This is a genomic window from Bacillus cereus group sp. MYBK95-2, assembly GCF_051915225.1.
Classification (GTDB): Bacteria; Bacillota; Bacilli; order Bacillales; family Bacillaceae_G; genus Bacillus_A; species Bacillus_A cereus.
In genome coordinates this window covers 783,688-807,427 of sequence record NZ_JBQAEH010000001.1, presented here as the reverse complement: position 1 = coordinate 807,427, position 23,740 = coordinate 783,688, and the positions used below count along the sequence as shown (strand labels likewise).

Sequence of the window (23,740 nt, the reverse complement as noted above, 5' to 3'; positions counted from 1 at the left end):
GAAGTTAGGCACTTAATTTTCTTCGATAATGTAAGTAAAATATTCCATACATAACAAATAGCATGAGTAAAACTTGTAACTCTACATTTGCCTTTAAAATAGCTGCGATAGGGTCTGGTAAGTACGGTGAGTTATCATTTGTGCTTAAACCTAACCATTTATTTAAGAGGCTAATGGTACAAAACATAAAAACACCGGACCAGCTTGCCGTAATTGCTTTTTGTTTAATTTTTGTTTCACGTTCATCATCTGTAATCCAAGGATTAGCAGTTTTATCACTACTAAAGAAGCCGTTTATATATCACCATACAATCATTCCAATAAAGACAATTATCCATTTCATATATGTAATTCTCCTTCCGGTGTAAAAAGTATTTTACATGTAATATTGTAATATTTTACAAACTTTCGTGTCGAATCTTTTTTACATATCGGTTTTTATACAGCAGGAATAAAGAATGCAATAGGGAAGAAATATGTGTGAGGATTTTATAGTAAGAGGAGACTGAATATGAAAATCGTTTTTGTTCGGCATGGTGAAGGTGAACATACAACGGATTTACCAGAAAGTTTACAAGTGTTTGACCCACCATTGACGAGAGTAGGAAAGGCTCAAGCTAAATTACTTCAACGTGATGTATCATTACAAGAAGCGGATATATTAATTGTTAGTCCTACACTTAGAACTTTACAAACGGCGACAATATGGAGTGCGAAAGTAGCTTGTCAAAAAATAGTCCATCCATATGTATCTCCGCGTATTTTTCCTTATCGAGAAGGAGCGAAAACATTACCGTGCGATTATATAGTAGATCAGGGAATGATAACAAAGTTATTTCCGCATTTTTCGATAGAGAAAAGCTCAAATAATCAGTTATGGAAGGAAGGTATAAACACTATTTCAGAGAATAGTTTTCAGCAAATAGTAGATGAATTTCTTCTTTGGTGTTATGAACTGGGTGCGGAAAGAATTTGCATTGTATCTCACGATGGAACAATTACAGCATATAGGCAATATTTACATAAAGTCATTTTAACTAGATCAGATTTTTTGAAAGAAACAGGTATATATGAAATGGATTTATCTCATAAAAGTCTGATTGATAAGGGCTGATTATAGGATGGAGGTTGTTTGTTGAATATTGCATTAGTAGTTGGTTTTAATTCGGATTTAGAGGCGCAATCAATACGAGCATCTCTTGAGTATTTTGGTGCAAGAGTTGTGACATATTGGATTGGTAGACCGAAAGATTTTGTGGAAGTTCTTTCTGGAAAGAACTTATTTGACGATATTAATTATATTATTTTTTGCTTTCATGGTGAAGAAGGAAAGTTTGTCATGGAAGAGTTAGGCGAAGAAGTATATGAACAAGATGAACCGAGAGGGTATTTTGGTAAAGCAGAAATTTATAAATATGCAAAATTGCATAATACACATATTGTAAATAGCGGGTGCACATTAGGGGAGCAAAAACTTGCAAAATCTTTTTTACATAGTGGTGCAAAATCATATATTGGACCGATTGATTATGTAGATGGAAATGCAGCACTTATGTTTACTATACGCTTATTTTATGGGGTTATTAACCATGGGAAAACGTTAGAAGAAGCGTTTCAAGAAGCGAGTTTAATTGATGAGGAGACACATACATTTCGATTCTATAATTAGTATGAAACACGTTTATTCTATATTCGAATAAACGTGTTTCACATTTAACTCACAATTTTTTTACATTTTTTTCAATGAAAATGATTATCACCTGTGGTATGATATGTTCAAGTTTTTACAGGTAATAAAAGTTACTATATAAACGTTAGTTTTTAATGTTTCATACACATGTCATGAATTATTCATAATTAACGTTTGAAAAATGAGTAACTAATGTTATTATATTAACTGTAACTAACTTAATTACAACTTTAGGAGGAAGATATGGTTATTCAATTTTTAAGAGAAAACAAAGCAGTTTCTTTTGCATTAGCAGTAATTCGAGTATATCTTGGTTACACATGGTTAATGGCTGGAATCGGTAAACTACAAGGAAAAGGATTCGATGCAACAGGTTATTTGCAAGGGGCAATTGAAAAATCTAAAGGTGCACAACCGGCTGTTCAATCTTGGTGGGCATCATTCTTACAAGAATTTGCAATTCCAAATGTAGATTTGTTTAATACACTTGTAACATGGGGAGAAATTTTAGTCGGAATTGGTTTAATTGTAGGCTGTTTAACAAAAACAGCGGTCTTTTTTGGTCTTGTAATGAACTTTTCCTATATGTTTAGTGGGTCAATTGGTGTGAACCCTGAGATGGTTATCTTATCTATGTTTGTTCTTGTTTCCGGTATGAACGCTGGGAAATTTGGAATGGATGGCTTCGTTATCCCGAAAGTATTAGGATCAAAAACTCCAAAACGCCAAAAGCAAGCTGCTTAATATATGAAAACGGGTATCTCATTTTGAGATACCCGTTTATGTTATTTTTCAACTTTAATCGGATTGTTCTTAAAGAAATCTTTTACATACCCGACAAATTCTTGTGGTTCTTGGCGAAATGGTGCATGATAACCTTTTTCAATAATATGTAAAGTGCTATTTTTTAAGAATTGATGATACGTTTCTCCTTCTTTCCAGGAAACGCTACTATCATTTCTGCCCCATATAATTAAAGTTGGCTGTTTTATTTCATTTGCATTAATTTTAAGACGTCTAGGCCATAATTTCATTTTATTATAATGCTCTTCATCATTACGTTTGAATTTCACTTTGCTTTCATCATAATCTGTAATAGAAGAAACGGCATTTAAATCAGTCGACAATTGTGGTTTTGGTGAGCCTTGTTTATTAACGAATGTATGAGGGCCACCTGTAGCATCAGTTAAAATAAGGTGAGAAACTGCTTCAGGATATAAATATGTTAAATTTAGAGAAATTTCTCCCCCCATGGAATGCCCCAGTATTGCGAATGAATCATACCCTAGTTTTTTCATTAATTTATAATACAAATTTGCATGAGTTGGAAAAGAATAATAAAAATCCATTGGCTTAGATGAGCGCCCGAATCCTAAAGCATCTACAGAAATAATTGTATGATCTTTTGCTAAATCGGAGTAAATCTTTTGAAAACCATCTGATGACCCTCCAAAGCCATGAATCATAAGTAAAGGTGGTTTTTCATTACCAATCTTTTTAAAGTAAATGGTTTGACCATCTATTTCTACCATTTTTTCCTCGGTAGCTAGTTTCGCTGTAATTGTATTTTTAACTTGTTTTACTTGTTCTACTGGCTTTTCTGCTGCACTACATCCTACTAATAGTGTAAGAGTAAGACAACCTACCATAAAATAGCTAAATCGCTTCAATTAGGTGTCTCCTTTCTAACATAACGCTGTATCTATCATAGCAAATAGCATATTACGATTTCCAGGAAGTTGGCTACCATTTTTTATCATAAGAGGTGAAAGGAGCGTTTCTTGGAAATTTTCTGTTTGAAGAAATTGACGAAATGTAAATTGTGAGTGTGGAACATCAATTCGTACTATACCATTCCAACATTCACATATCTTTTTTAATAATTGGATAGCATCTTCTTCTTGCTTGGCGATAAGTGGATTGATACATAATATATTGCCCTTTTGTATGCATAATGAAAAAGCTTCTATACAGTTATTTCTTTCAATTTTAAAAGAGTATACGGCCCTTGGTAATAGCAAAGAGTAAAGTAGAGAACGATTCATACCAGTTGCAATTTGATCCAGAGAAGTAAGAGATATAAGGTCTTCTTCTTGTACTTGTTGTAAGTGAGAAGGATACGTCTTAATAGTCTGCTTTTCAAAACGATGAATCGTTGTTGCTGTTTGAAATCCACATGATGTGTATAGAGGTTCGCCAGCTTTTGTCGCAATAAGTGCAATGGGTTGTTTTGGATGAATTTGTTCCAAGCAATGATTTAGCAACATGCGCCCTAATCCGCGTCCTTGAAAATTAGGGTGAACGATTAACATACCAATGGAAGCGAAGTTACTTGGAAAGGGAAATACTCCTCCAGTCGCAATGAGTTTGTTTTCATGAATGTAACCTACAAGTGTGCCGATAGAAAGATACATTTCGAATTGTTTTTTCATAAAAATTTCATCGTGTAACCATCCAACAGATTTGCAAAGATTAAGTAATTCAAAAATAAAAGACTCATTTAGCTTTACTATTTTCATAAAGGCTCACCGCATTTCTATTTATTTTCATAAAAATAGAGTCAAAATGTAAAAAAAGAGATTTACGTTAAATGAAATCCAACTTGTTTATATTTAAATTGTAAAGGGCGGGATGATTGATACAAAAAGACAAAGTTATACAAATTATAACTGATATTTACATAAGTTAACAAAAAATTTACATACAGCTAATTTTCTCTTAATAGTCTTCCATTAAATTTGATAGTGGGAAATGAATAACCTAATTAGGGGGACAAGACAGTGAAAAAGTTTGTGAAAAAAGCATGGCCATTTGCAGTTGTGGCATCATTAGCAGTTACTTCGGTAGCAACATGGAATTTTACTCGTTCTAGTGAGGTTAATGCAGATGAGAACGGAAGCAATGCAAAGATTAAAAATGTTATCGTATTAATTGGGGATGGTATGGGCCCTTCATATATGACGGCTCACCGTTATATGAAAGATAATCCAAAAACCTTTGAAATGGAATCTACAGAATTTGATAAGCATCTTGTAGGAACACAAAAAACATACCCAGAAGATGAACATGAAAATATTACAGACTCTGCATCGGCAGCAACAGCTATGTCAGCAGGGATTAAAACATATAATGCTGCAATTGCAGTTGATAATGATAAAGCGGAAGTGAAAACAGTTCTTGAGCAAGCGAAAGAAAAAGGGAAATCAACGGGACTCGTTGCAACTTCTGAAATTACACATGCAACACCAGCTGCTTTCGGTGCGCATGACATTAGCCGTAAAAATATGGACGCAATTGCAAATGATTATTTTGATGAGAAAATTAAAGGGAAGCATAAAGTAGATGTTATGCTTGGCGGCGGCGTAAAGAACTTTGTTAGAAAAGATCGTAATCTTACAGAAGAGTTCAAGAAATCTGGTTATAGCTATGTAACGGATCGAGATCAATTGTTAAATGATAAAAATGATCAAATTCTTGGTTTATTTGCACCAGGTGGATTAGATAAAATGATTGACCGTAATGAGAAAACACCTTCATTAGAAGAAATGACTAATGCAGCAATTGAGCGTTTGAACAAAAATAAAAATGGTTTCTTCTTAATGGTGGAAGGAAGTCAAATCGACTGGGCTGGACATGATAATGATATTGTTGGTGCAATGAGTGAAATGGAAGACTTCGAAAAAGCTTTCAAAGCAGCGATTGAGTTTGCGAAAAAAGATAAAAATACGTTAGTTGTTGCAACGGCAGATCACGCTACTGGTGGATTATCTTTAGGTGCCAATGGCGAGTATAACTTTAAAGTAGATCCAATTAAAGCTGCAAAGCGTACACCAGACTTTATGGCAAATGAGATTGCAAAAGGTGCAAATGTAGAAGAAACATTGAAAAAGTATATTGATTTACAATTAACTCCAGAAGAAATTCAAGCTGTAAATGATATAGCTCCTTCAAAAGATGTAACAAAGATTGATAATGCAATTGAAGATATTTTCAATAAGCGCTCGGTTACAGGCTGGACAACGGGTGGACATACAGGGGAAGATGTGAACGTATATGCATTTGGTCCAGGTAAATACTTGTTCTCTGGCGTTCAAGAGAATACAAATATAGCGAAACGTGTCTTTGATATTGTTGGCGGCGGCGATCCGAATAAAGGAAGACGCTAATTAAGAGCGAAAGTGAGGCGAAATGCCTCACTTTTCTTTTTAGGAGTTGGGAATATGAAAAATTTATTTAGGAAATTAAGATTCCTTTTAGTATTTGTAGTATTACTAGTTGGATGTCAACAAGAAGAGAATAATGTAGAACAAAAATCTACTACTAAAAAAACTGAGGAAAAGGTACAAATAACAAAAGAAGAAGAGAGATCTATTCAAGATGTTATTCATACATTTGTGCGAACGACGAATGAAAAAAATCTTGCAGAACATATGGAGTTATTTTCAAAGAAGATGCCTAGTGCTGAAGACTTAAAAACACAAAAAGAAGCCGCATTTCAAAAGGGAAATAAGAAAATTGAATTGGAACATATAGATATGAAAGTTAGTAAAGTAGGGTATGTTATTGTTGAAACGAAAGAAAAGGAAGTAGACGACAGTATCACTCTTCAAAAGAAAGTACAGTATGCCCTTGGAAAAGAAGAGGATAAATGGAAGATTGAAGAGGTTCGAACAATAGAGAAAAAATAACGTGAAACTTTAATAAGTGTAGGAGTCGTACTTCCCAAAATGGTAGAAAAAAGGTTCTCATTGGCGAGAACCTTTTTTTATAGTGGTAGCATAATTTGATTTGAACATGCCTCAATATCATCAATATCTTGACGAATTGTGGCCATTTTATTATCCAGATCTTCAGCTTTCATTGCTGCATCATGTAGTTCATCTTTTAAATACTCCGGTATTTTCCCTTCATATTTATAATAAAGTTTGTGTTCTAAACTTGCCCAAAAGTCCATTGCCAGTGTACGTAACTGAATTTCTGCAAATACATCTTTTGTACCAGAATTTAGTGATAAAGGGTATTTAATGATCATGTGTAAACTTTTATATCCGTTTCGTTTTGGGTTAGCGATATAATCTTTTACTTCTATGACTTCCATATCTTCGCGTTTTTGAATGACTTCTTTCAAATGATAGATATCTTCTACGAAGCAACATGTAATACGAATACCAATAATATCTTGTAAATGTGTTTGAGCGTTTTCAACTGTTGGTAATAAGCTTTTGCGCTCTAGTTTTTTAATAATACTTTCAGGTTGTTTTAGTCTTGTTTTTATATGTTCAAACGGGTTGTAATCCTCTAGAAATTGAGCTTCCCGGTTCATAATTTCAAATTTAGTTTTTAACTCTTCTAAAGCAAATGTATATGGTAATACAAAAGCTTTCCAGTAGTTAACTGTTGATTGATTATATTCCATTTATATACACACCTTTTCCTATTTGCAAGTGAGGTCGTTATTATACTAAATACCAAATCATATAAGCGCAAGCAGCAAATGATGAGATCATAAAGCGATATTTAGTTTTCATACTTTCAACTCCTTTCGAGTAAGATTTTATATAAATAAACGTGATTGTTAATAAGTTCACTATGTACAGTTTCTATAGTAATAGATTCGTGTGAATTTCGTATGAACTAATTGTTTCAGCTTTTTGTCTTTTTTGCTGTTAATCATAATTATTATTCGGATTTAAAGTGTTTTTATTTGATTTATCTATTTGTATAAATTAATGTATATTTGAATTTATAGTTATTGAGGAGGATATATGGTGAACTTTGAAGAATTAGCAATTGCTAGACGTTCTGCAATGAAATTTATACAAGGTATAGAAATCCCTAATGAGGATTTTAAAAAAATATTTGAGTTAACTAAGCTTTCTCCATCTTGCTATAATTTGCAGCACACACATTATGTTGTAATTCGTGATCAAGAGCGAAAAGAAAGATTAAAAGAATTAGCTTTCGGTCAATATAAAGTATCGAGTGCATCAGCGGTAGTGCTCGTTTGTGGTGATAAAAAAGCATACCAAAATGTTGAAAATATTTACTTCGGTATGAAAGTTTTAAAAATGATTGATGAATGTGAATATGAAGATACAATTAGGCAAACGAAAGGTTTATATGAAGGAAAAGGAGAGCGTTTCATGGAGGATGAAGCGATTAGAAATGCTTCGTTAAGCGCGATGACTTTTATGTACGCAGCTAAATATTATGGCTATGATACATGTCCAATGATTGGTTTCGATGAAAAAGCAGTACAAAGTGAATTAAATATGCCGGAGCATATAGTACCTGTTTTAATGATTACGATAGGAAAAAGTGATATGACTAAAACTCGCCCACGAGGATATCGAAAGCCGATTAGTGAATTTGTTACATACGAATCGTTTTAATAAAGTGAAACTTTTAATTAGTGGGGGTCTTACTGCCCGTTAATGCGGGAGAAAATTGATTTAACTATAAAAACAAGGGGATTCTAAATGGAATCTTCTTGTTTTTGCAATTGACAAATAGAATGAAGTTTTATAATATATAAATCGTAATCATTACGTTTTAGTTGCGATCTTTGAAAGAAAGGAGAATTAAATATGCGTGTAAATATTACATTAGCTTGTACGGAGTGCGGCGATCGTAATTACATTTCTAAGAAAAATAAACGAAACAATCCAGAACGCATCGAACTAAAAAAATATTGTCCACGATTAAAGCGAGTAACGTTACATCGTGAGACGAAGTGAAAGACTAGAGATATCTCTAGTCTTTTTTTATAGTTCCTTGTTTTTGTTTGCTATAATTACCTTAAAATGTAATAAAGGGAGCGGTATGATGAATCAAAAAGATAAAGAAAGAAAAGAGCGAGTGGCTCATATTATTAACATTCCAGATGAATATAGTCTTGTTGTAGATGATCAAGAAGGGGTTGATGACCCGTATCATCTATTATGGTGGGAGCATAAAGAGGATCAGGAGAGAACGATACAAATTACATTGAATAGACATACTGGTAATTTAATTGCATTTAGGATAGATGATGGAAATTATTTTTCGAGTGATAAGGAAGTTATAGAGGAGAATAGGGTAAGAGAGATTGCAAATGTATTTATAAAAAAACACGTGGAAGAAGGATTAGAGTTTTATACATATGTAACTATCCAGGATGATTGGCGTGGCTGGAAAGAAATAAATTATATGCAAGAAGTAAATGGATATCCATTACCGGATACAGGATGTGTGGTGCAAGTGCATCCTTCAGGGAATGTTGTGAATTTTCATTATAACGGACGAGAAAGCATAAAAGAAAAGCCGTTATGGCCAAGTGAGATTGTTGAGGAGAATATCGTTTTAGACAACTTAAAGGCTAAACAAGATATGAGGCTTGTATTTGTAGATTTAACACATTCTTTATGTAAATATGAAAATGGAGAAGAAGTAAAAGGGTACCACCTTGTGTATGTACCAGAACCTAGTCATGTATTTATTGATGCAAGTACAGGTAAAGATTTATTTGGACCAGATCATTATAAATTACCGCCAACAGTGGCTGTTAGAAAACAAAAAAGGGGTAGCCAACGAGGTGACGTATTCGAATTATTTGACTGGAATAAAGAAGGTTTTACAAAAGTAGATGAGACGGAAAATGATGATGAAATAAGGATGAAATTTGTTCCGAAAGAGGAATTACAAAAACAGAAAGAAGAAAAGAATCCATATTTAATGAATGAATTCTTTAACAAGCATTTACCGATGTTGAAATATAATAATTTAGTTAGCGTTACAATTGATAAATTAACCAATGAATTAACTGGTTTTATAAAACTGACAGATGATAAAGAAGTAAAGCAAATACTGTCTAGAGAGGAATGTTTACAAAAAGCACTTCAATTTTTAGAACGAGTTATTCCAGATATCAAACAATATCTGCGTCTTTGGGAGGAACGTGAAGCAGAAGAAGATGGGATTGAAAGATTTATCTTTTCTGTATATATAAATGATATTCCGGCAGAGTATAACCAATTTATGATCAACATCAATGCAGAAAATGGTGCTGTTATGCACTACTCGGGGGAGTCTAGCAACTTTATAAAAAAATTACTTACATATGAAACAACACCAAAAGTAACAAAAGAAAAAGCGTTAGAAATATACAGAGCGGCTATCCGAGTTAAATTAGAATGGTTTGTAGATCATGATGCAGAGGAAACGAAATACAAACTACTGTACAAACAAACGACAGATGAAAAATATAAAGAACCTTTTGATTGTAGTCGGGAAATTCGTTATATTGATGCCCAAACTGGGAGAAAGATTTGGAGTAAGTAAAATAAAAAGAGTTATTTTTCAAAGAAAATAACTCTTTTTATTTTTATAATTTGCCTGTTCGCTTTTCAAAAGTAAATGTGATAGGAAGATTGGAATGAGAACTATCACTTTTAAATATTACTTTCCATTCTTTAGTATGGGCTTTAATTTCAAAATTAAGAAGATTTATCGCTCTACGTTTATCTATTTCTAAAAACATATTATGAATTTCTGGTTCTTGCTGTAAATTAAGAGCCTTTAGTGTGACTGTAAATGTGAAAAAATTCTGCCCTTCATATACTATTTTTGATATTTTTGTTTTTTGTGTATTTAACAGCACATAAAAACGGTCTGATGGAGTTAATTGTACAGAGTCATCAGTAATTTCATTCTCGCTATTATGAAGTTCAACTAAGAAAGATGTACTATGGGAAGAATCTTTTTTGCTTGTAATCTGTAATTCAGTAGGAATCATCGGTATTTCATAAAAGTCATTCCTTATTATGTTATTGTAATCCTCTGAAAATTTACGGACTTCTTTTGGAAAAGAGTCTTCTTGTGTACTTAAAAAAGTTTTATGTTGCTTTGGAATTTTTTTACTAAAATTTAATGTTTCTTTAAAGTAATAATTGGATCCAGTTAAAAATAAAAAACTACAAATTAATAAAAAAATTCGATACAGATTTTGAAAATGAAAGAACAATAGTATACATGTAATAATTCCAATTACATAGAAAATAAAGATAAGTAGTTCTAGTTTTGAGTGAAACGAGAAACCATAGTTATGAAAAAATTTTATTCCAGTTATAATTTGAGCTCCAAAAAATAAAGAAATTCCAAATTGAAAAAATAATAAATCAGGCCCTCTTTTAATAACAAAAGTAATGAACGAAATGAAAAGTAAAAATACTCCTAAATAAATTGTTACATTTAATAATCGTTCTAATGTAATCATGAATAATGTCCCCTTTAATAGCATATTCATATATAAATAACAATTTTATATAATTATAATATAACAATAAATTATTTTAAATGTTGGAAGTGTTGAGTTTTATAAATAAACTGTACAGACACAAACAACCTCACGCCCACATACACATAATAAAGACCACTATTTTGGCGGAGGTGAAAGGTTTGAGTCTATTCGCCGCAATTGGATATATGGTTCGAGAAGTGTTTGTCTTTGTTTCTTATGTGAAGAATAATGCGTTCCCGCAGCCGTTATCATCAGATGATGAGAGAAAGTACTTAGAGTTAATGGAGCAAGGTGATGCTCAAGCGAGAAATCTTTTAATTGAACATAATTTACGGCTTGTAGCTCATATCGTTAAAAAATTTGAGAACACAGGAGAAGATGCAGAAGATTTAATTTCAATTGGTACGATCGGGCTCATTAAAGCGATCGAGAGCTATTCTGCTGGAAAGGGAACGAAGCTTGCGACGTATGCAGCACGCTGTATTGAAAATGAAATTTTGATGCATTTACGTGTACTAAAGAAAACGAAAAAAGATGTTTCACTTCATGATCCGATCGGGCAAGATAAAGAGGGCAATGAAATATCGCTTATTGATATATTAAAATCAGAGTCTGAAGATGTAATTGATATGATTCAGCTTAGTATGGAGTTAGAAAAAATTAAAGAGTATATCGATATTTTAGACGAAAGAGAAAAAGAAGTGATTGTGAAACGTTTTGGACTTGGGCTAGATAAGGAGAAAACACAGCGGGAAATCGCTAAGGCGCTTGGTATTTCTAGAAGCTACGTATCACGGATTGAAAAGCGTGCTTTAATGAAAATGTTCCACGAGTTTGTAAGGGCAGAGAAAGAGAAAAAAGCGAAAGAGTAAAGTGTATTAGAAGCAGCCATATTTAAAATGGGCTGCTTTTCTTATTGTAAATAAGAAAAGAAAACGCGTTATGCTAAGAAGAAATACATGTTCACTGTTGAAAATGACGGATTCTATCTGTAATATTAGAAGGTGCTAAATAATTTAAGAATAATACCATACTTAGTTTTCTGTATGTATAATAAGGTTGCTTTATATGATATGTGGGAATAAGAACCAATTTTACATATGATATAGAAAGAAAAGAAGGGAAAACTAAAGTTATAGACTGATTAGGGGGTTTCGCAATTTGCGACGTACATTATATCGACTTATGATAGAACTTACAAATGGTCGCTTTACTTCTTATATATTACGTAAATTTGCACAATCTCGTTTGAGCTCTATCATTATTCCATCGTATGCGAAAGTTTTTCAAATTAATCAAGATGAGATGGAAAAGGGTTTGAAGGAATATAGAACATTGCATGAATTATTTACGCGTAAGCTAAAAGAAGGAAAGCGTAGTATTGATACAGATGCATCGAGTATCGTTAGTCCTGTTGATGGTGTTTTTGCAGATCAAGGTCCTATTGAGGATACAAAAACATTTGATATTAAAGGAAAGCGCTATTCAATTGTGGATATGCTAGGTAATGAAGAACGTGCAACGCGATATGCAGGCGGTACATATATGGTAATTTATTTGAGTCCAAGTCATTATCATCGCATTCATAGTCCGCTTTCTGGTTCTGTGACTGAAAGATTTGTACTCGGTAGAAAATCATATCCGGTAAATGCAGCTGGTATGGAATACGGGAAAGAACCACTGTCAAAAAATTATCGTTCTGTTACAGAAGTAAGCAGTGATGGCGAGCATATGGCTCTTGTAAAAGTAGGTGCCATGTTTGTTAATAGTATTGAGCTTTTGCATGAGAGAGACACTGTTCAAAAAGGTGAAGAAATGGCATACTTTACATTTGGTTCAACAGTTGTGTTATTGTTTGAAAAAGATATGATAGAAGTAGTGCAGGAATTAAAGAGTGGACAAGAGCTTCGTCTTGGTCAAAAAATAGCTACTCGCTTAGCTCATAAATAAAGAAAAGCTTTTATAACCGTAAGTAAGAGTTATGGGCAAAGATACTTAATGATGAAATCCCCTAGATGGGAGTACTTGTTTATTCGAGAGCCATCGTAGGATGGCTCTTTTTACAGGGCATCCAATAAATTATCCTTTAACTGTTTAATTGGTAAGGGCTGATTAAACTTTCACTTTATATGTAATCAAGATGATTTGACAAGCTTGTCCTCTAATGAGCGTCTAATGATTTCTTGTTTTATAAGTAAAATGAAGTCGGGATTTAATTTTAGTTCTTTTGCTTTATAATAAGACTCAGTGAGTAACTCAGTGGATAACTGTTCCATATGTTTTGTTTTCAAGGTGAGTCACCTCCTAATAATATAAGGATTGATTCGTTGATGCATTTAATGTACCAAAAAAATATGACAGTCACAAACGAGTGGTTATCCACATACCTAGGTGGATAAAGTGTGTATAGTTTGTTAGTAAATTCCAAATTAACTGAAAAATTAATGTGGAAAATGTGTACAATTTTATCCACAGGTTATATATCGAAAAATGTTGTCGAAAAATTTTATGAAAAATCCTCAAAGAGGTGAAAGAAATTGAAACTATTTTTACCAAATGAATATGTGAAAAATGTATATCATGTTCAACCAGAAGATTTAAAAAAACGTGGGATTAAAGGCGTTATTACTGACTTAGATAACACTTTAATTGAATGGGATCGTCCCAATGCAACACCGCAACTTGAAAAATGGTTCTTGGAAATGAAAGAGCAAGGCATTCAAGTAACGGTCGTTTCAAATAATAATGAGCAACGTGTAAAAGATTTTGCTGATCCATTAGGTATTCCATTTATTCATAGTGCACGTAAACCATTTGTTCGCGCATTTAAGCGTGCGATACAAGAGATGCGTTTGCAGCCAGATGAAGTTGTAGTAATTGGAGATCAGTTACTGACGGACGTGCTTGGTGGCAACCGAGTAGGCCTTCATACAATTTTAGTTGTACCGGTAGCACAAACGGACGGATTAGTAACGCGCTTTAATCGAAAAATTGAACGAAGAATTATGAAAAATATGAAGAAAAAAGGTTTAATTAACTGGGAGGAATAAAGTTTGACTGAAACAATTAAATGTATTGGTTGCGGTGTAGAAATTCAAACAGAAAATAAAAACGAAGTGGGTTATGCTCCTGCCTCATCTTTAGAGAAAGAACAAGTTATTTGTCAACGTTGTTTTCGCTTGAAGCATTACAATGAAATTCAAGATGTATCGTTAACAGATGATGACTTCCTACGCATTTTAAATGGAATTGGAAAATCAGATGCATTAGTAGTCAAAATTGTAGATATTTTTGATTTTAATGGTAGCTGGTTACCTGGCTTACATCGTTTCGTAGGGAATAATAAAGTATTACTTGTTGGAAATAAAGCTGATTTAATTCCAAAGTCAGTAAAACATGATAAAGTAAAACATTGGATGCGCTATAGTGCAAAGCAGCTAGGATTAAAACCAGAAGATGTCTTTTTAATTAGTGCAGCGAAGGGACAAGGAATCGCTGAACTAGCAGATGCTATTGAGTATTATCGCGGCGGCAAAGATGTTTATGTTGTTGGATGTACGAATGTAGGGAAATCGACATTTATTAATCGTATGATTAAAGAATTTAGTGATGAGACTGAAAATGTAATTACAACATCTCATTTCCCAGGAACAACACTTGATTTAATTGATATTCCATTGGACGAAGAGTCTTCTTTATATGATACGCCAGGTATTATTAACCACCACCAAATGGCTCATTATGTTGGAAAGCAAAGCTTAAAGCTTATTACACCAACAAAAGAAATTAAGCCGATGGTATTCCAATTAAATGAAGAACAAACGTTATTCTTTAGTGGATTGGCACGTTTTGATTATGTAAGTGGTGGTCGTCGTGCATTTACTTGTCACTTCTCGAATCGCTTAACAATCCATCGTACAAAGCTTGAGAAAGCAGATGAATTATATAAAAATCATGCCGGGGATTTACTAAGCCCACCAACGCCAGAAGAATTAGCAAATATGCCTGAGCTAGTGAAATACGAATTTAATATTCGTGAACCTAAAACGGATGTTGTATTCTCTGGATTAGGATGGGTTACTGTGAACGAACCAGGAGCAAAAATTGTTGCACACGTACCAAAAGGAGTAAGTGTTTCACTACGTAAATCTTTAATTTAATATGGAGAGGGATTTATGAAACAATTATATGGTGTAATCGGAAATCCAATTGGACATTCATTATCACCCGTTATGCATAATGATGCATTTGAACACTTGAATATGGATGCCCATTATCATGCGTTCCTTGTTGAAGAGGAATTGCTAGGGGAAGCAGTAAGAGGTTTAAAAGCATTAGGTATTTCAGGATTTAATGTAACAACTCCGCACAAGGTTGCTATTATGGAGTATTTGGATGAGATTGACCCATTAGCAAGGAAAATCGGTGCAGTAAATACAGTGGTTCATAAGGATGGAAGATTAATTGGCTATAACACAGACGGGATTGGTTTTGTTCGAGCGCTGCAGTCAATTAGTAATGAACCACTTCAAGGGAAACGTATTTTGTTACTTGGTTCAGGTGGTGCTAGCCGAGCTATTTATTTTTCTCTTGCTAATGTAGATGTAAAAGAGATTGATGTAGCCAATCGTACAGTAGATAAGGCAAAGGAACTTATTGCTGCACGTACGGCCGATGTTAATTCTGTTGCTTTGTCGTTAGAAAAAGCGACAGAAGAACAAGGAAATTATGATATTATCATTCAGACGACAACGATAGGTATGCATCCACACGTAGAACATACGCCATTACAAATTTGTTCGTTAAAAAAAGGAACGATTGTATCAGATATAATTTATAATCCATTTGAAACGAAAATTTTATGTGAGGCAAAAGAGCAAGGTGCAATCATTCAAAATGGTATTGATATGTTTGTTTATCAAGGAGCACTTGCATTTGAAATGTGGACAGGACGCACGCCAAATATCGAGAGAATGAAACAATTAGTTATAGAAAAGCTTGGAGGCTAACATACATGTTAACAGGAAAACAAAAAAGATTTTTACGTGCACAAGCACATCATTTAACACCAATTTTTCAAGTAGGAAAAGGCGGAGTAAATGAAAATATGATTAAACAAATCGCAGATACTTTAGAAGCTCGTGAGTTATTTAAAGTAAGTGTATTACAAAACTGTGAATTTGATCGCCGTGAGGTTGCGGAAGAACTTGCAAAAGGTGCACGTGCTGAAATCGTTCAAGTAATTGGAAGCACAATCGTTTTATACAAAGAATCAAGAGAAAATAAACAAATTAAGCTTCCTCGATAAAAAGACTAGCATGCGCTATTTTTATCGTTTATGCGTAATGATGTAGAGAGCGAAACCAATTGAACTTTTATTAATAGCAACTCTCTTCATTCCTAACCGAGGAGAGTTGCTGTATGTAAAAGGAAGGGGCGTTTCTTTTGAGAAAAATTGGCATCATTGGCGGTACATTTGATCCGCCTCACTATGGACATTTGCTAATTGCAAATGAAGTATATCACGCTTTGAACTTGGAAGAAGTATGGTTCTTGCCAAACCAGATTCCGCCACATAAACAAGGGCGGAATATTACAAGTGTAGAAAGTCGTTTACATATGTTAGAGCTCGCGACTGAGGCAGAAGAGCACTTTTCTATTTGTTTAGAAGAGCTAAGTAGGAAGGGCCCATCTTATACGTATGACACTATGTTACAATTGACGAAGAAGTATCCGGATGTGCAGTTTCACTTTATTATTGGTGGGGATATGGTTGAGTATTTACCGAAGTGGTATAACATTGAAGCTTTACTTAATCTTGTAACGTTTGTTGGAGTTGCAAGACCTGGGTATACATTGCATACACCATATAAGATTACTACAGTGGAAATTCCGGAATTTGCAGTTTCTTCATCCTTATTACGTGAGAGATATAAGGAGAAGAAAACGTGTAAATATTTACTTCCCGAAAAAGTACAGGTATATATCGAGAGGAATGGGTTGTATGAATCGTGAGAATGCACTGCATATTGTCAAACAACAAATGCATGAAAAACGTTATATACACACAATTGGTGTAATGGAGACAGCGATTGAGCTTGCTAAGTTATACGGTGTGGACGAAAAAAAAGCAGAGATGGCAGCTATATTCCATGATTATGCGAAATGTAGAGCAATTTCAGAGATGGAAGAGATTATTAAACGTGAAGATTTGCCGAAAGATTTACTTTGCTATAACAAAGAGTTATGGCATGCACCTGTTGGGGCATACTTAGTAGAAAAAGAAGTAGGCATTACGGATTCTGAAATTTTGCAAGCTATTACATATCATACAAGTGGTCATGAGAATATGACGATGTTAGATAAAGTGATTTATGTAGCGGATTACATTGAACCTGGGCGAAAGTTTCCAGGAGTGGAAGAGGCTCGTAAACTCGCATATACGGATATAAATCAAGCTTTATTATTTGCGTTAAAGAGAACAATTCAATTTTTAATGGAAAAAGATCAGACGATTTATCCATTAACATTCCAAACATACAATGCAGTTATCAAGGAGGAAATGAGTAAATGAACGATAAAGATTTATTAGTATTAGCGGCAAAAGCAGCTGATGATAAGAGAGCAGAAGATATGGTTGTCCTAAATATGCAAGGTATTTCACCAATTGCAGATTATTTCATTATTTGTCATGGGAATTCAGACAAACAAGTGCAAGCAATTGCACGTGAAATTAAATCAAAAGCACATGAGTTCCAAATCGACGTACAACGTATGGAAGGGTTTGACGAAGCACGTTGGGTATTAGTTGATCTTGGAGATGTAGTTGCTCATGTATTCCATAAAGATGAGCGTAATCACTATAATTTAGAGCGTCTATGGGGCGATGTGCCACGTGAAGATATTACAGAAGAGTTAGGCCAATGAAATACGAACAATTTGCATTGTTGTACGACGAACTAATGAATGATGTCCCTTATGATAAATGGGTGGAATTTACAGAGGAAAGTTTACAGCAGGCAGATATGAAAGAGGCAAAAATTCTTGATGTAGCATGCGGTACAGGTAATGTAACCCTGCCGCTTGTGCAAAAGGGTTACGATTTAATAGGTGTCGATCTTTCAGAAGAAATGTTAACAGTCGCTCAGCAAAAACTAGGAGGAGAGGGATACTTTATTCCTTTTTATCAACAAGACATGCGAGAGCTTGATGTTCCAGGTGAGTTTGATTGTGTAACCATCTTTTGTGATTCATTAAATTATGTATTGCAAGAAGATGGAGTACAAGAAACATTTAGAAGAGTATTTCATCATTTACGTCAAGATGGTTTGTTTTTATTTGATGTACATTCTTTATATAAAATACATCATGTATTTCAAAATGAAACGTATACAGTGAATGGAGAAGAAATATCTCTTATTTGGAATTGCTTCCCTGGTGAAGAATCAAATAGTGTAGAGCATGATTTAACATTCTTTGTTCAAGATCCGGAAGAAGATGTGTACCATCGGTTTGACGAATGTCACGTGCAACGTGCATATCAAGTGGAAGAGTTAACGAAATGGCTTGAAGAAGCAGGTTTTACAGTGCTTCGTGTAACAGGTGATTTTGAGCGACTTGAAGTTACAGAACAAACAGAGCGTATTTTCTTCATGGCGAAGAAAAACGGATAAAACAAAAGCAACCGAGAAGGTTGCTTTTGTTTTATAAAGAAGATGTATTTTTAGTTCTAGCATAATCTGAAGATTGTATGCGTAAAGTGTGGGAATAGTAGTTGAAGTGAAAATGTATTGTAAAAAAGTAAGTATTTATAAAAAGGATTTGGAATGAAAATGACGTATTTATTATGTGTGTTTATTGAATTGCTGATCAACGCATTCTAAATCTTCATCAAATTTTTCATGTGTTCGCTCGATTAACTTATGGAACATATCTCCAACGTGCTCTTCTAAAACCCGAATGCCCTCCCCAGTAACGCCGCCTTTCACGCAAACCTTTTCTTGTAAGGTAGGTAATGTGAAGATTTCTTTTTCAAGTAATTTCCCCATCCCCACGACCATTTCACTTACTAAAGTAGTAGCCTCTTCGTGTGTAATATTTGTTTTATCTACAGCAGCGTTAATGAAGCATTGTAGTAAATAACTAAAGAAAGCAGGACCGCAACTTGCTATATCAGATGAAACGCGCGTTATATCTTCTTCTATTACAAGAGGTGTAGAAATGTTTTTGAATAGACGAAGTAGTTTTTGTTGCCATTCTTCAGAGCAATTATCTCCAAATGTAAATAGTGAGGCGCCAGAGAGCGCGCGATTTGTGATACTTGGAATGATACGCGCGACGTGGCAAGGTACGAGAGTCTCTAATTGTGATGGAGATATTGGACTTGTAATAGAAACTAAGCACGTTTCATCAGAAAAATGTTCAGCGTATTTTTTTAGGATAGGGTATATATCTATCGGCTTGACACAAATAAAAATAAGTTGTGATTGTTCGATTACTTCCGGGATTGTTTTTGCTATATGAACAGAAGGGTATTTTTCTTTTATATGATATGCTTTTGCAGGCGTCCGATTAATGATTGTAAGGCACGAAGGTTTGACAGCACGGGTTTCTAAAAATGCATCGATTAGTATATTCCCCATGTTTCCTGTCCCTATAATTCCTATGTTCAAAGTTTCATCCCTCCTTCGTAACAGCTTTCTCCTAAACAATATGAATGATGTTATAAATTTATGATTAGAGGTGTAAAATGATGTGGGATTTTCCGAAAAAGTGGTTAGGTTTAGTAGCTATTATTGGAACTTTACTTTTTCTTGTTTTTTGGAAAACGAATCAGAGTGTAGAACGAATGCCTATTACAATGAATGTACAAGAGAAGGAGATCGAAAAAAAGGGTAAACCGAAAATATCGGATACAAAGGAACAGAAAAGAACAATTATAATTGATGTGAAAGGAGCGGTTAGTAAAGAAGGGGTATATGAAATGAAGGAAGGAGATCGCGTAAAGGATGCGGTTCAAAAGGCTGGTGGTTTTTTATCAGAAGTAGATATGAAAAAAGTGAATTTAGCACAAATTGTACAAGATCAAATGCTTCTTTATATACCGAGTAAAAATGAATCAGAACAAGGGGTGCTTACTTCTTCTAAGGAAGATGGCAAGATTCGAATAAATACAGCGGCGAAAGAACAACTAGAAAAAATTACAGGGATTGGCTCTCGAAAGGCAGAAAGTATTTTGAAATATCGAGAAGAACATGGTCCGTTTCAGAAAATAGAAGATTTATTAGAGATTGATGGGATTGGTGCGAAGTCTCTTGAAAAGATAAAAGATCAAATTATTATTCCGTAAAAGATTGACGAAGTTTTTCTTCTTTCGCTACACTACAAGTAGACAAAAAAGTAGGTGAAAAATATGGAACGAATTTCATGGGATCAATATTTTATGACGCAAAGCCATCTACTATCTTTGCGTAGTACATGTACAAGGCTTGCGGTAGGAGCGACAATCGTTCGCGATAAACGAATTATTGCTGGTGGATATAATGGTTCAATTAAAGGTGGCGTACATTGTATAGATGATGGTTGTTACGTAATCGATAATCATTGTGTTCGGACAATTCATGCCGAAATGAATGCTTTATTACAATGTGCCAAGTTTGGTGCGAAAACAGAGGAAGCAGAAATTTACGTTACGCATTTCCCTTGTTTACAATGTTGTAAGGCAATTATTCAAAGTGGTATTACAGCGGTTTATTATGCGCAGGATTATAAAAATCATCCATACGCCATAGAGTTATTTGAACAAGCGAATGTGACAGTGAAACACGTTCCGCTAGAATATGATATTGCTGCATTAGAGGATCAAAAACGTTATACAGAGTTGAAAGAATTATTTGCGTCTTTAGAAAAAGATAATTTATCAATGGAAGAATTACAGCATGTATTCACGAAATCAAAAATGATGCTATAAGGAGTGAGTATAAGTTGCAAGAACAATGGGGGTATGTTGCAATCTCGTTTATAATAGGGATTGCAATTGCCTTTTCCTCGTCACTTTTATTGATAGTTTTTTGCCTCTTTTTAAATGTTTTCTTCTGTTTATATCGCACTTCGCGTAAAACCTTCATTTTTTGTATTGTAGCGTGCTTTAGTAGCGTTATATATACTTCCTATGTTCAAGTATGGAATAAGCCTCTAGGGAAGCCCTATGCAGTTACAAGAGGGGTTATACAAAACACACCGCTTGTTAATGGGGATCGCCTATCTTTTCAATTTGAAGATCAGAATAAAAATATAGTGCAGTTAAGTTATAGAATAAAATCAGCTTTGGAAAAGAAAAAAATGCAACAATTATACGCAGGGATATCATGTGTATTCGAGGGTGAGAGGAAAGAACCGGAAACAGCTCGGAATTTTCATGGTTTTAATTACCGTGATTATTTATACAAGCAACATATTCATTTCACATTTGAGGCTACATATATTTCTGAATGCTATAAAACATCACTGTCGCTCACGCAATGGATTCTTCTTTTAAGGCAACAAGCAATCTCGAAAGTTACAGAAATGTTTCCAGAGCAATCAGGTGCTTTTATGAATGCATTACTCTTTGGTGATAGACAACAAATGACGTTTGAAGTGGAAGAGCAATATCAACAATTTGGTCTTGTACATTTGTTAGCAATTTCAGGTTCACACATTGTATTGTTGATGGTGATAGTATATTTTATTTTGCTAAGAAGCGGTGCGACGAGGGAGGTAGCAACAATTTGCCTTATCATTTGTATTCCTTTGTATATGGTTTTAGCAGGGGCTTCACCCTCTGTTATAAGAGCTTCTATAACAGGGGTTTTGATGTTGATTGCTTTTATGTGCTCGATTCGTTTATCTAGTTTAGATGCTTTAAGTGTAACAGCTATATGTATGCTTATATATGACCCTTATCTTGTTTTTAATATTGGATTTCAGTTTTCTTTTGTAGGTAGCTTCGCTTTACTTTTGTCTGCTCCGTTATTGTTAGGGAGTAGCAACGGAGTAATCCGAAATTCTATTTATATTTCTATCATTTCACAGCTCGTTAGTACTCCGATTTTGTTATATCACTTTGGTTATTTTTCTCCATATAGCATTCTCCTCAATCTCTTATACGTTCCGTTTTTATCTATCATTGTATTACCATGTAGCATTATTATTTTACTGTGTATGCCAATTGTCCCGTTTCTCGCAAAAGGATTTGCGGATGTATTATCAATAGGCTTGAGTATGTCTAATGATTTTCTAAGTTATTGTGAAAGTTTACCATTTACCCAGCTTATCTTCGGGGAAACGCCCTTCAATCTTGTAGCTGTATATTGCGCGAGTGTTGTCAGTATATTGATGGTTTGGGAAAGAAGAGCGCCGAAAAAAATGGTTTGTATAGTTGCGAGTGTATTTATTTTTATTAGCACATGTCATTATGTATATCCATATTTTAGAGGAAGCGGAAGTGTAACATTTATTGATGTTGGACAAGGTGATGCAATATTAATTCGCCTTCCGTATGATAAAGGGATTTATCTTATTGATACAGGTGGAACGCTTCGTGTGAATAAGGAAGAATGGCAACAAAAAAAGCATGAATTTTCTGTTGGGAATGATGTTTTAATACCCTTTTTACAAAAAGAAGGTATTAAAACAATTGATAAATTAATCGTAACGCATGGAGATGCAGATCATATAGGTGCTGCGCAAGAATTATTATCATATATACCTGTAAAAGAAGTGGTATTTGGCCGAAAGGGAAAAGATGCAGTATTAGAAAAAGTAGTCAAGAAACAGGCATTAGAAAAGGAAATGAAAATAACTGAAGTGGGGGAAGGGGCGAGTTGGAGTGTAAATGAAGCGGAATTTTTCGTTTTAGCTCCAAAAGGAAAAGAAAAAAGCGAAAATAACGCTTCAATTGTAATATGGGCAAAATTTGGAGGGTTGAAGTGGCTATTTACAGGCGATTTGGAAGAAGAAGGGGAAAAGATTTTAGTAGAGGCATATCCAGATTTACAAGTGGATGTTTTAAAAGTTGCTCATCATGGGAGTAATACGTCATCTATAGAGCCTTTTTTGAACGTCATACAGCCTCGTGTAGCGATTATATCTGTTGGTAAGCAAAATAGGTATGGACACCCGCATAAAGAAGTGATAGAGCGTTTTGAGAAGATGGGGAGTGCGATATGGCGCACGGACAAGCAAGGTGCTATTTCCTATGTTTTTAAAGGGGAAAATGGAACCTTTAAAAGTAAAATCACATATGATAAAACACATAATAGATGAAAAAGAGAAGACTGCCATGAAGTGGCAGTCTTTAAGAACCGATAAATTTAATAACAGTTGCAATGATGAAAAGTGTTGCGAAAAAACCAAATGAGACGATAAATCCTACCCCTGAATCAATAGCGTCATTGCGTTTACTTTGAACGTTTTGTTCAAAATCATTCATTTAGAATCCCTCCCCAACATTCCACTTTAGTATAAAATATTGTCAGAAAAAAATCTACAATTTCCATATGAAGAGAAAACGAGCTTTTTTGCTACTTTTAAATCATGAAGTAATGTGAGTTTTTCGTTTCCAAGCATGTTAACAGTTGGCACTTATACTCAAATTTTTATTGCGAATAATAAAGGGAAGGTGATTACCGCACACCAATAAGAAACCCGGGGCTTATTGCGTGGCGTTTAATATAAATAAAGGGACGGGTTATAAAGCCTGTTCCTTTGTACTTGTAAAACAAAAGCCAGGG

The 23,740-nt window shown here is 34.2% G+C and carries 29 protein-coding genes; 21 read left to right on the top strand and 8 right to left on the bottom strand.

All coding sequences use genetic code 11. The features are described from left to right. Window positions 1-4: 4 nt before the first annotated feature. On the bottom strand, window positions 5-298 hold the full coding sequence (locus tag ACTFN4_RS04205; RefSeq protein ID WP_439962168.1) for a phosphoglycerate mutase: 294 nt from the start codon (window positions 296-298) through the stop codon (window positions 5-7). A gap of 213 nt (window positions 299-511) precedes the next feature. Here ACTFN4_RS04205 and ACTFN4_RS04200 point away from each other — a divergent pair, with 213 nt between their 5' ends. The 3 genes from ACTFN4_RS04200 to ACTFN4_RS04190 all read left to right on the top strand — a co-directional run bounded on the left by ACTFN4_RS04200 (window position 512) and on the right by ACTFN4_RS04190 (window position 2,434). Then, window positions 512-1,114 (top strand): histidine phosphatase family protein, encoded by a 603-nt coding sequence (locus ACTFN4_RS04200; protein WP_439962091.1) that lies wholly within the window; start codon window positions 512-514, stop codon window positions 1,112-1,114. Between the two features lie 18 nt (window positions 1,115-1,132). Continuing rightward, window positions 1,133-1,669, top strand: coding sequence for a delta-aminolevulinic acid dehydratase (locus ACTFN4_RS04195; protein ID WP_439962090.1), 537 nt, complete (start codon window positions 1,133-1,135; stop codon window positions 1,667-1,669). Window positions 1,670-1,933: 264 nt separating this feature from the next. Continuing rightward, a complete protein-coding gene (locus ACTFN4_RS04190) occupies window positions 1,934-2,434 on the top strand; it encodes a DoxX family protein (RefSeq protein ID WP_000236592.1) in 501 nt (166 codons plus the stop codon). A gap of 41 nt (window positions 2,435-2,475) precedes the next feature. Here ACTFN4_RS04190 and ACTFN4_RS04185 read toward each other — a convergent pair whose 3' ends face one another. After that, window positions 2,476-3,360, bottom strand: a complete 885-nt coding sequence (locus tag ACTFN4_RS04185; RefSeq protein ID WP_000819807.1) for an alpha/beta fold hydrolase — start codon at window positions 3,358-3,360, stop codon at window positions 2,476-2,478. Window positions 3,361-3,375: 15 nt separating this feature from the next. Beyond that, window positions 3,376-4,209: a GNAT family N-acetyltransferase gene (locus ACTFN4_RS04180; protein WP_000706687.1), complete on the bottom strand. Its 834-nt coding sequence runs from the start codon at window positions 4,207-4,209 to the stop codon at window positions 3,376-3,378. A 261-nt stretch (window positions 4,210-4,470) separates the two neighbouring features. On the opposite strand from ACTFN4_RS04180, the gene ACTFN4_RS04175 reads away from it, so the two are divergent. Further along, window positions 4,471-5,856, top strand: a complete 1,386-nt coding sequence (locus tag ACTFN4_RS04175; RefSeq protein ID WP_000714912.1) for an alkaline phosphatase — start codon at window positions 4,471-4,473, stop codon at window positions 5,854-5,856. 54 nt (window positions 5,857-5,910) lie between these two features. Next, window positions 5,911-6,378 carry a hypothetical protein gene (locus ACTFN4_RS04170; RefSeq protein WP_000792894.1) on the top strand — a complete coding sequence of 156 codons (468 nt, stop codon included), beginning with the start codon at window positions 5,911-5,913 and terminating at the stop codon, window positions 6,376-6,378. 77 nt (window positions 6,379-6,455) lie between these two features. Here the strand turns inward: ACTFN4_RS04170 and ACTFN4_RS04165 are convergent, their stop codons facing one another. Then, the gene (locus ACTFN4_RS04165; RefSeq protein ID WP_000456230.1) at window positions 6,456-7,106 is read right to left on the bottom strand and encodes a GTP pyrophosphokinase; all 651 of its coding nucleotides are present in this window, start codon (window positions 7,104-7,106) and stop codon (window positions 6,456-6,458) included. Between the two features lie 349 nt (window positions 7,107-7,455). Between ACTFN4_RS04165 and ACTFN4_RS04160 the strand changes: the two genes are divergently transcribed. The 3 genes from ACTFN4_RS04160 (at window position 7,456) to ACTFN4_RS04150 (ending at window position 10,009) form a co-directional block, all read left to right on the top strand. After that, the gene (locus tag ACTFN4_RS04160) at window positions 7,456-8,082 is read left to right on the top strand and encodes a nitroreductase family protein (RefSeq protein WP_000245983.1); all 627 of its coding nucleotides are present in this window, start codon (window positions 7,456-7,458) and stop codon (window positions 8,080-8,082) included. Between the two features lie 195 nt (window positions 8,083-8,277). Further along, window positions 8,278-8,427, top strand: a complete 150-nt coding sequence (rpmG, locus tag ACTFN4_RS04155; protein ID WP_001265617.1) for a 50S ribosomal protein L33 — start codon at window positions 8,278-8,280, stop codon at window positions 8,425-8,427. Between the two features lie 85 nt (window positions 8,428-8,512). Beyond that, window positions 8,513-10,009 (top strand): YcdB/YcdC domain-containing protein, encoded by a 1,497-nt coding sequence (locus tag ACTFN4_RS04150; RefSeq protein WP_136363640.1) that lies wholly within the window; start codon window positions 8,513-8,515, stop codon window positions 10,007-10,009. A 43-nt stretch (window positions 10,010-10,052) separates the two neighbouring features. On the opposite strand, the gene ACTFN4_RS04145 is transcribed toward ACTFN4_RS04150, so the two are convergent. Beyond that, window positions 10,053-10,973, bottom strand: coding sequence for a hypothetical protein (locus ACTFN4_RS04145; protein ID WP_002198192.1), 921 nt, complete (start codon window positions 10,971-10,973; stop codon window positions 10,053-10,055). A gap of 152 nt (window positions 10,974-11,125) precedes the next feature. Between ACTFN4_RS04145 and sigK the strand changes: the two genes are divergently transcribed. Further along, the gene (gene sigK / locus ACTFN4_RS04140; RefSeq protein ID WP_000051382.1) at window positions 11,126-11,839 is read left to right on the top strand and encodes an RNA polymerase sporulation sigma factor SigK; all 714 of its coding nucleotides are present in this window, start codon (window positions 11,126-11,128) and stop codon (window positions 11,837-11,839) included. 289 nt (window positions 11,840-12,128) lie between these two features. Beyond that, a complete protein-coding gene (locus tag ACTFN4_RS04135) occupies window positions 12,129-12,917 on the top strand; it encodes a phosphatidylserine decarboxylase (RefSeq protein ID WP_001255003.1) in 789 nt (262 codons plus the stop codon). Window positions 12,918-13,102: 185 nt separating this feature from the next. Here the strand turns inward: ACTFN4_RS04135 and ACTFN4_RS04130 are convergent, their stop codons facing one another. After that, window positions 13,103-13,258 carry a sporulation histidine kinase inhibitor Sda gene (locus tag ACTFN4_RS04130; RefSeq protein WP_000850094.1) on the bottom strand — a complete coding sequence of 52 codons (156 nt, stop codon included), beginning with the start codon at window positions 13,256-13,258 and terminating at the stop codon, window positions 13,103-13,105. A gap of 246 nt (window positions 13,259-13,504) precedes the next feature. Between ACTFN4_RS04130 and ACTFN4_RS04125 the strand changes: the two genes are divergently transcribed. From ACTFN4_RS04125 to ACTFN4_RS04090, 8 genes are all read left to right on the top strand, one after another. Beyond that, window positions 13,505-14,017, top strand: a complete 513-nt coding sequence (locus tag ACTFN4_RS04125) for a YqeG family HAD IIIA-type phosphatase (protein ID WP_000765314.1) — start codon at window positions 13,505-13,507, stop codon at window positions 14,015-14,017. A 3-nt stretch (window positions 14,018-14,020) separates the two neighbouring features. Beyond that, window positions 14,021-15,127 carry a ribosome biogenesis GTPase YqeH gene (gene yqeH, locus ACTFN4_RS04120; protein WP_000140799.1) on the top strand — a complete coding sequence of 369 codons (1,107 nt, stop codon included), beginning with the start codon at window positions 14,021-14,023 and terminating at the stop codon, window positions 15,125-15,127. A gap of 15 nt (window positions 15,128-15,142) precedes the next feature. Continuing rightward, entirely contained in the window at window positions 15,143-15,976 is an 834-nt protein-coding gene (gene aroE, locus ACTFN4_RS04115) for a shikimate dehydrogenase (RefSeq protein WP_410989128.1), read from the top strand. Window positions 15,977-15,981: 5 nt separating this feature from the next. Next, complete coding sequence (gene yhbY / locus ACTFN4_RS04110) at window positions 15,982-16,275, top strand: ribosome assembly RNA-binding protein YhbY (RefSeq protein ID WP_000955224.1); 294 nt, start codon at window positions 15,982-15,984, stop codon at window positions 16,273-16,275. A 137-nt stretch (window positions 16,276-16,412) separates the two neighbouring features. After that, on the top strand, window positions 16,413-16,982 hold the full coding sequence (gene nadD / locus ACTFN4_RS04105; RefSeq protein ID WP_001226048.1) for a nicotinate-nucleotide adenylyltransferase: 570 nt from the start codon (window positions 16,413-16,415) through the stop codon (window positions 16,980-16,982). Beyond that, complete coding sequence (yqeK, locus tag ACTFN4_RS04100; protein ID WP_001078477.1) at window positions 16,972-17,541, top strand: bis(5'-nucleosyl)-tetraphosphatase (symmetrical) YqeK; 570 nt, start codon at window positions 16,972-16,974, stop codon at window positions 17,539-17,541. The genes nadD and yqeK overlap by 11 nt, the downstream gene beginning before the upstream one ends. Continuing rightward, window positions 17,538-17,894 carry a ribosome silencing factor gene (rsfS, locus tag ACTFN4_RS04095; RefSeq protein WP_000998173.1) on the top strand — a complete coding sequence of 119 codons (357 nt, stop codon included), beginning with the start codon at window positions 17,538-17,540 and terminating at the stop codon, window positions 17,892-17,894. The genes yqeK and rsfS overlap by 4 nt, the downstream gene beginning before the upstream one ends. Beyond that, on the top strand, window positions 17,891-18,640 hold the full coding sequence (locus ACTFN4_RS04090) for a class I SAM-dependent methyltransferase (protein WP_000873069.1): 750 nt from the start codon (window positions 17,891-17,893) through the stop codon (window positions 18,638-18,640). Before rsfS ends, ACTFN4_RS04090 begins: the two co-directional genes overlap by 4 nt. A gap of 171 nt (window positions 18,641-18,811) precedes the next feature. Here the strand turns inward: ACTFN4_RS04090 and comER are convergent, their stop codons facing one another. Next, a complete protein-coding gene (comER, locus tag ACTFN4_RS04085) occupies window positions 18,812-19,639 on the bottom strand; it encodes a late competence protein ComER (protein ID WP_001020554.1) in 828 nt (275 codons plus the stop codon). 77 nt (window positions 19,640-19,716) lie between these two features. Between comER and ACTFN4_RS04080 the strand changes: the two genes are divergently transcribed. The 3 genes from ACTFN4_RS04080 to ACTFN4_RS04070 all read left to right on the top strand — a co-directional run bounded on the left by ACTFN4_RS04080 (window position 19,717) and on the right by ACTFN4_RS04070 (window position 23,273). Then, window positions 19,717-20,316, top strand: coding sequence for a helix-hairpin-helix domain-containing protein (locus ACTFN4_RS04080; protein WP_000989932.1), 600 nt, complete (start codon window positions 19,717-19,719; stop codon window positions 20,314-20,316). A 63-nt stretch (window positions 20,317-20,379) separates the two neighbouring features. Next, entirely contained in the window at window positions 20,380-20,937 is a 558-nt protein-coding gene (locus ACTFN4_RS04075; RefSeq protein ID WP_439962089.1) for a ComE operon protein 2, read from the top strand. 14 nt (window positions 20,938-20,951) lie between these two features. After that, window positions 20,952-23,273 (top strand): DNA internalization-related competence protein ComEC/Rec2, encoded by a 2,322-nt coding sequence (locus ACTFN4_RS04070; RefSeq protein WP_439962088.1) that lies wholly within the window; start codon window positions 20,952-20,954, stop codon window positions 23,271-23,273. A gap of 31 nt (window positions 23,274-23,304) precedes the next feature. On the opposite strand, the gene ACTFN4_RS04065 is transcribed toward ACTFN4_RS04070, so the two are convergent. Beyond that, window positions 23,305-23,439, bottom strand: coding sequence for a YqzM family protein (locus tag ACTFN4_RS04065; protein ID WP_000997609.1), 135 nt, complete (start codon window positions 23,437-23,439; stop codon window positions 23,305-23,307). Window positions 23,440-23,740 lie beyond the last annotated feature (301 nt).

Excerpts from the sequence above, each read along its gene's own strand:
- ACTFN4_RS04065 (WP_000997609.1), bottom strand. The coding sequence starts at position 23,439 with ATGAATGATTTTGAACAAAACGTTCAAAGTAAACGCAATGACGCTATT.
- ACTFN4_RS04150 (WP_136363640.1), top strand. The coding sequence starts at position 8,513 with ATGATGAATCAAAAAGATAAAGAAAGAAAAGAGCGAGTGGCTCATATT.
- ACTFN4_RS04090 (WP_000873069.1), top strand. The coding sequence starts at position 17,891 with ATGAAATACGAACAATTTGCATTGTTGTACGACGAACTAATGAATGAT.
- yqeK (WP_001078477.1), top strand. The coding sequence starts at position 16,972 with ATGAATCGTGAGAATGCACTGCATATTGTCAAACAACAAATGCATGAA.
- ACTFN4_RS04080 (WP_000989932.1), top strand. The coding sequence starts at position 19,717 with ATGATGTGGGATTTTCCGAAAAAGTGGTTAGGTTTAGTAGCTATTATT.
- rpmG (WP_001265617.1), top strand. The coding sequence starts at position 8,278 with ATGCGTGTAAATATTACATTAGCTTGTACGGAGTGCGGCGATCGTAAT.
- ACTFN4_RS04160 (WP_000245983.1), top strand. The coding sequence starts at position 7,456 with ATGGTGAACTTTGAAGAATTAGCAATTGCTAGACGTTCTGCAATGAAA.
- ACTFN4_RS04200 (WP_439962091.1), top strand. The coding sequence starts at position 512 with ATGAAAATCGTTTTTGTTCGGCATGGTGAAGGTGAACATACAACGGAT.
- rsfS (WP_000998173.1), top strand. The coding sequence starts at position 17,538 with ATGAACGATAAAGATTTATTAGTATTAGCGGCAAAAGCAGCTGATGAT.
- yhbY (WP_000955224.1), top strand. The coding sequence starts at position 15,982 with ATGTTAACAGGAAAACAAAAAAGATTTTTACGTGCACAAGCACATCAT.
- ACTFN4_RS04170 (WP_000792894.1), top strand. The coding sequence starts at position 5,911 with ATGAAAAATTTATTTAGGAAATTAAGATTCCTTTTAGTATTTGTAGTA.
- aroE (WP_410989128.1), top strand. The coding sequence starts at position 15,143 with ATGAAACAATTATATGGTGTAATCGGAAATCCAATTGGACATTCATTA.
- ACTFN4_RS04145 (WP_002198192.1), bottom strand. The coding sequence starts at position 10,973 with ATGAATATGCTATTAAAGGGGACATTATTCATGATTACATTAGAACGA.
- ACTFN4_RS04180 (WP_000706687.1), bottom strand. The coding sequence starts at position 4,209 with ATGAAAATAGTAAAGCTAAATGAGTCTTTTATTTTTGAATTACTTAAT.
- ACTFN4_RS04190 (WP_000236592.1), top strand. The coding sequence starts at position 1,934 with ATGGTTATTCAATTTTTAAGAGAAAACAAAGCAGTTTCTTTTGCATTA.
- ACTFN4_RS04075 (WP_439962089.1), top strand. The coding sequence starts at position 20,380 with ATGGAACGAATTTCATGGGATCAATATTTTATGACGCAAAGCCATCTA.
- ACTFN4_RS04165 (WP_000456230.1), bottom strand. The coding sequence starts at position 7,106 with ATGGAATATAATCAATCAACAGTTAACTACTGGAAAGCTTTTGTATTA.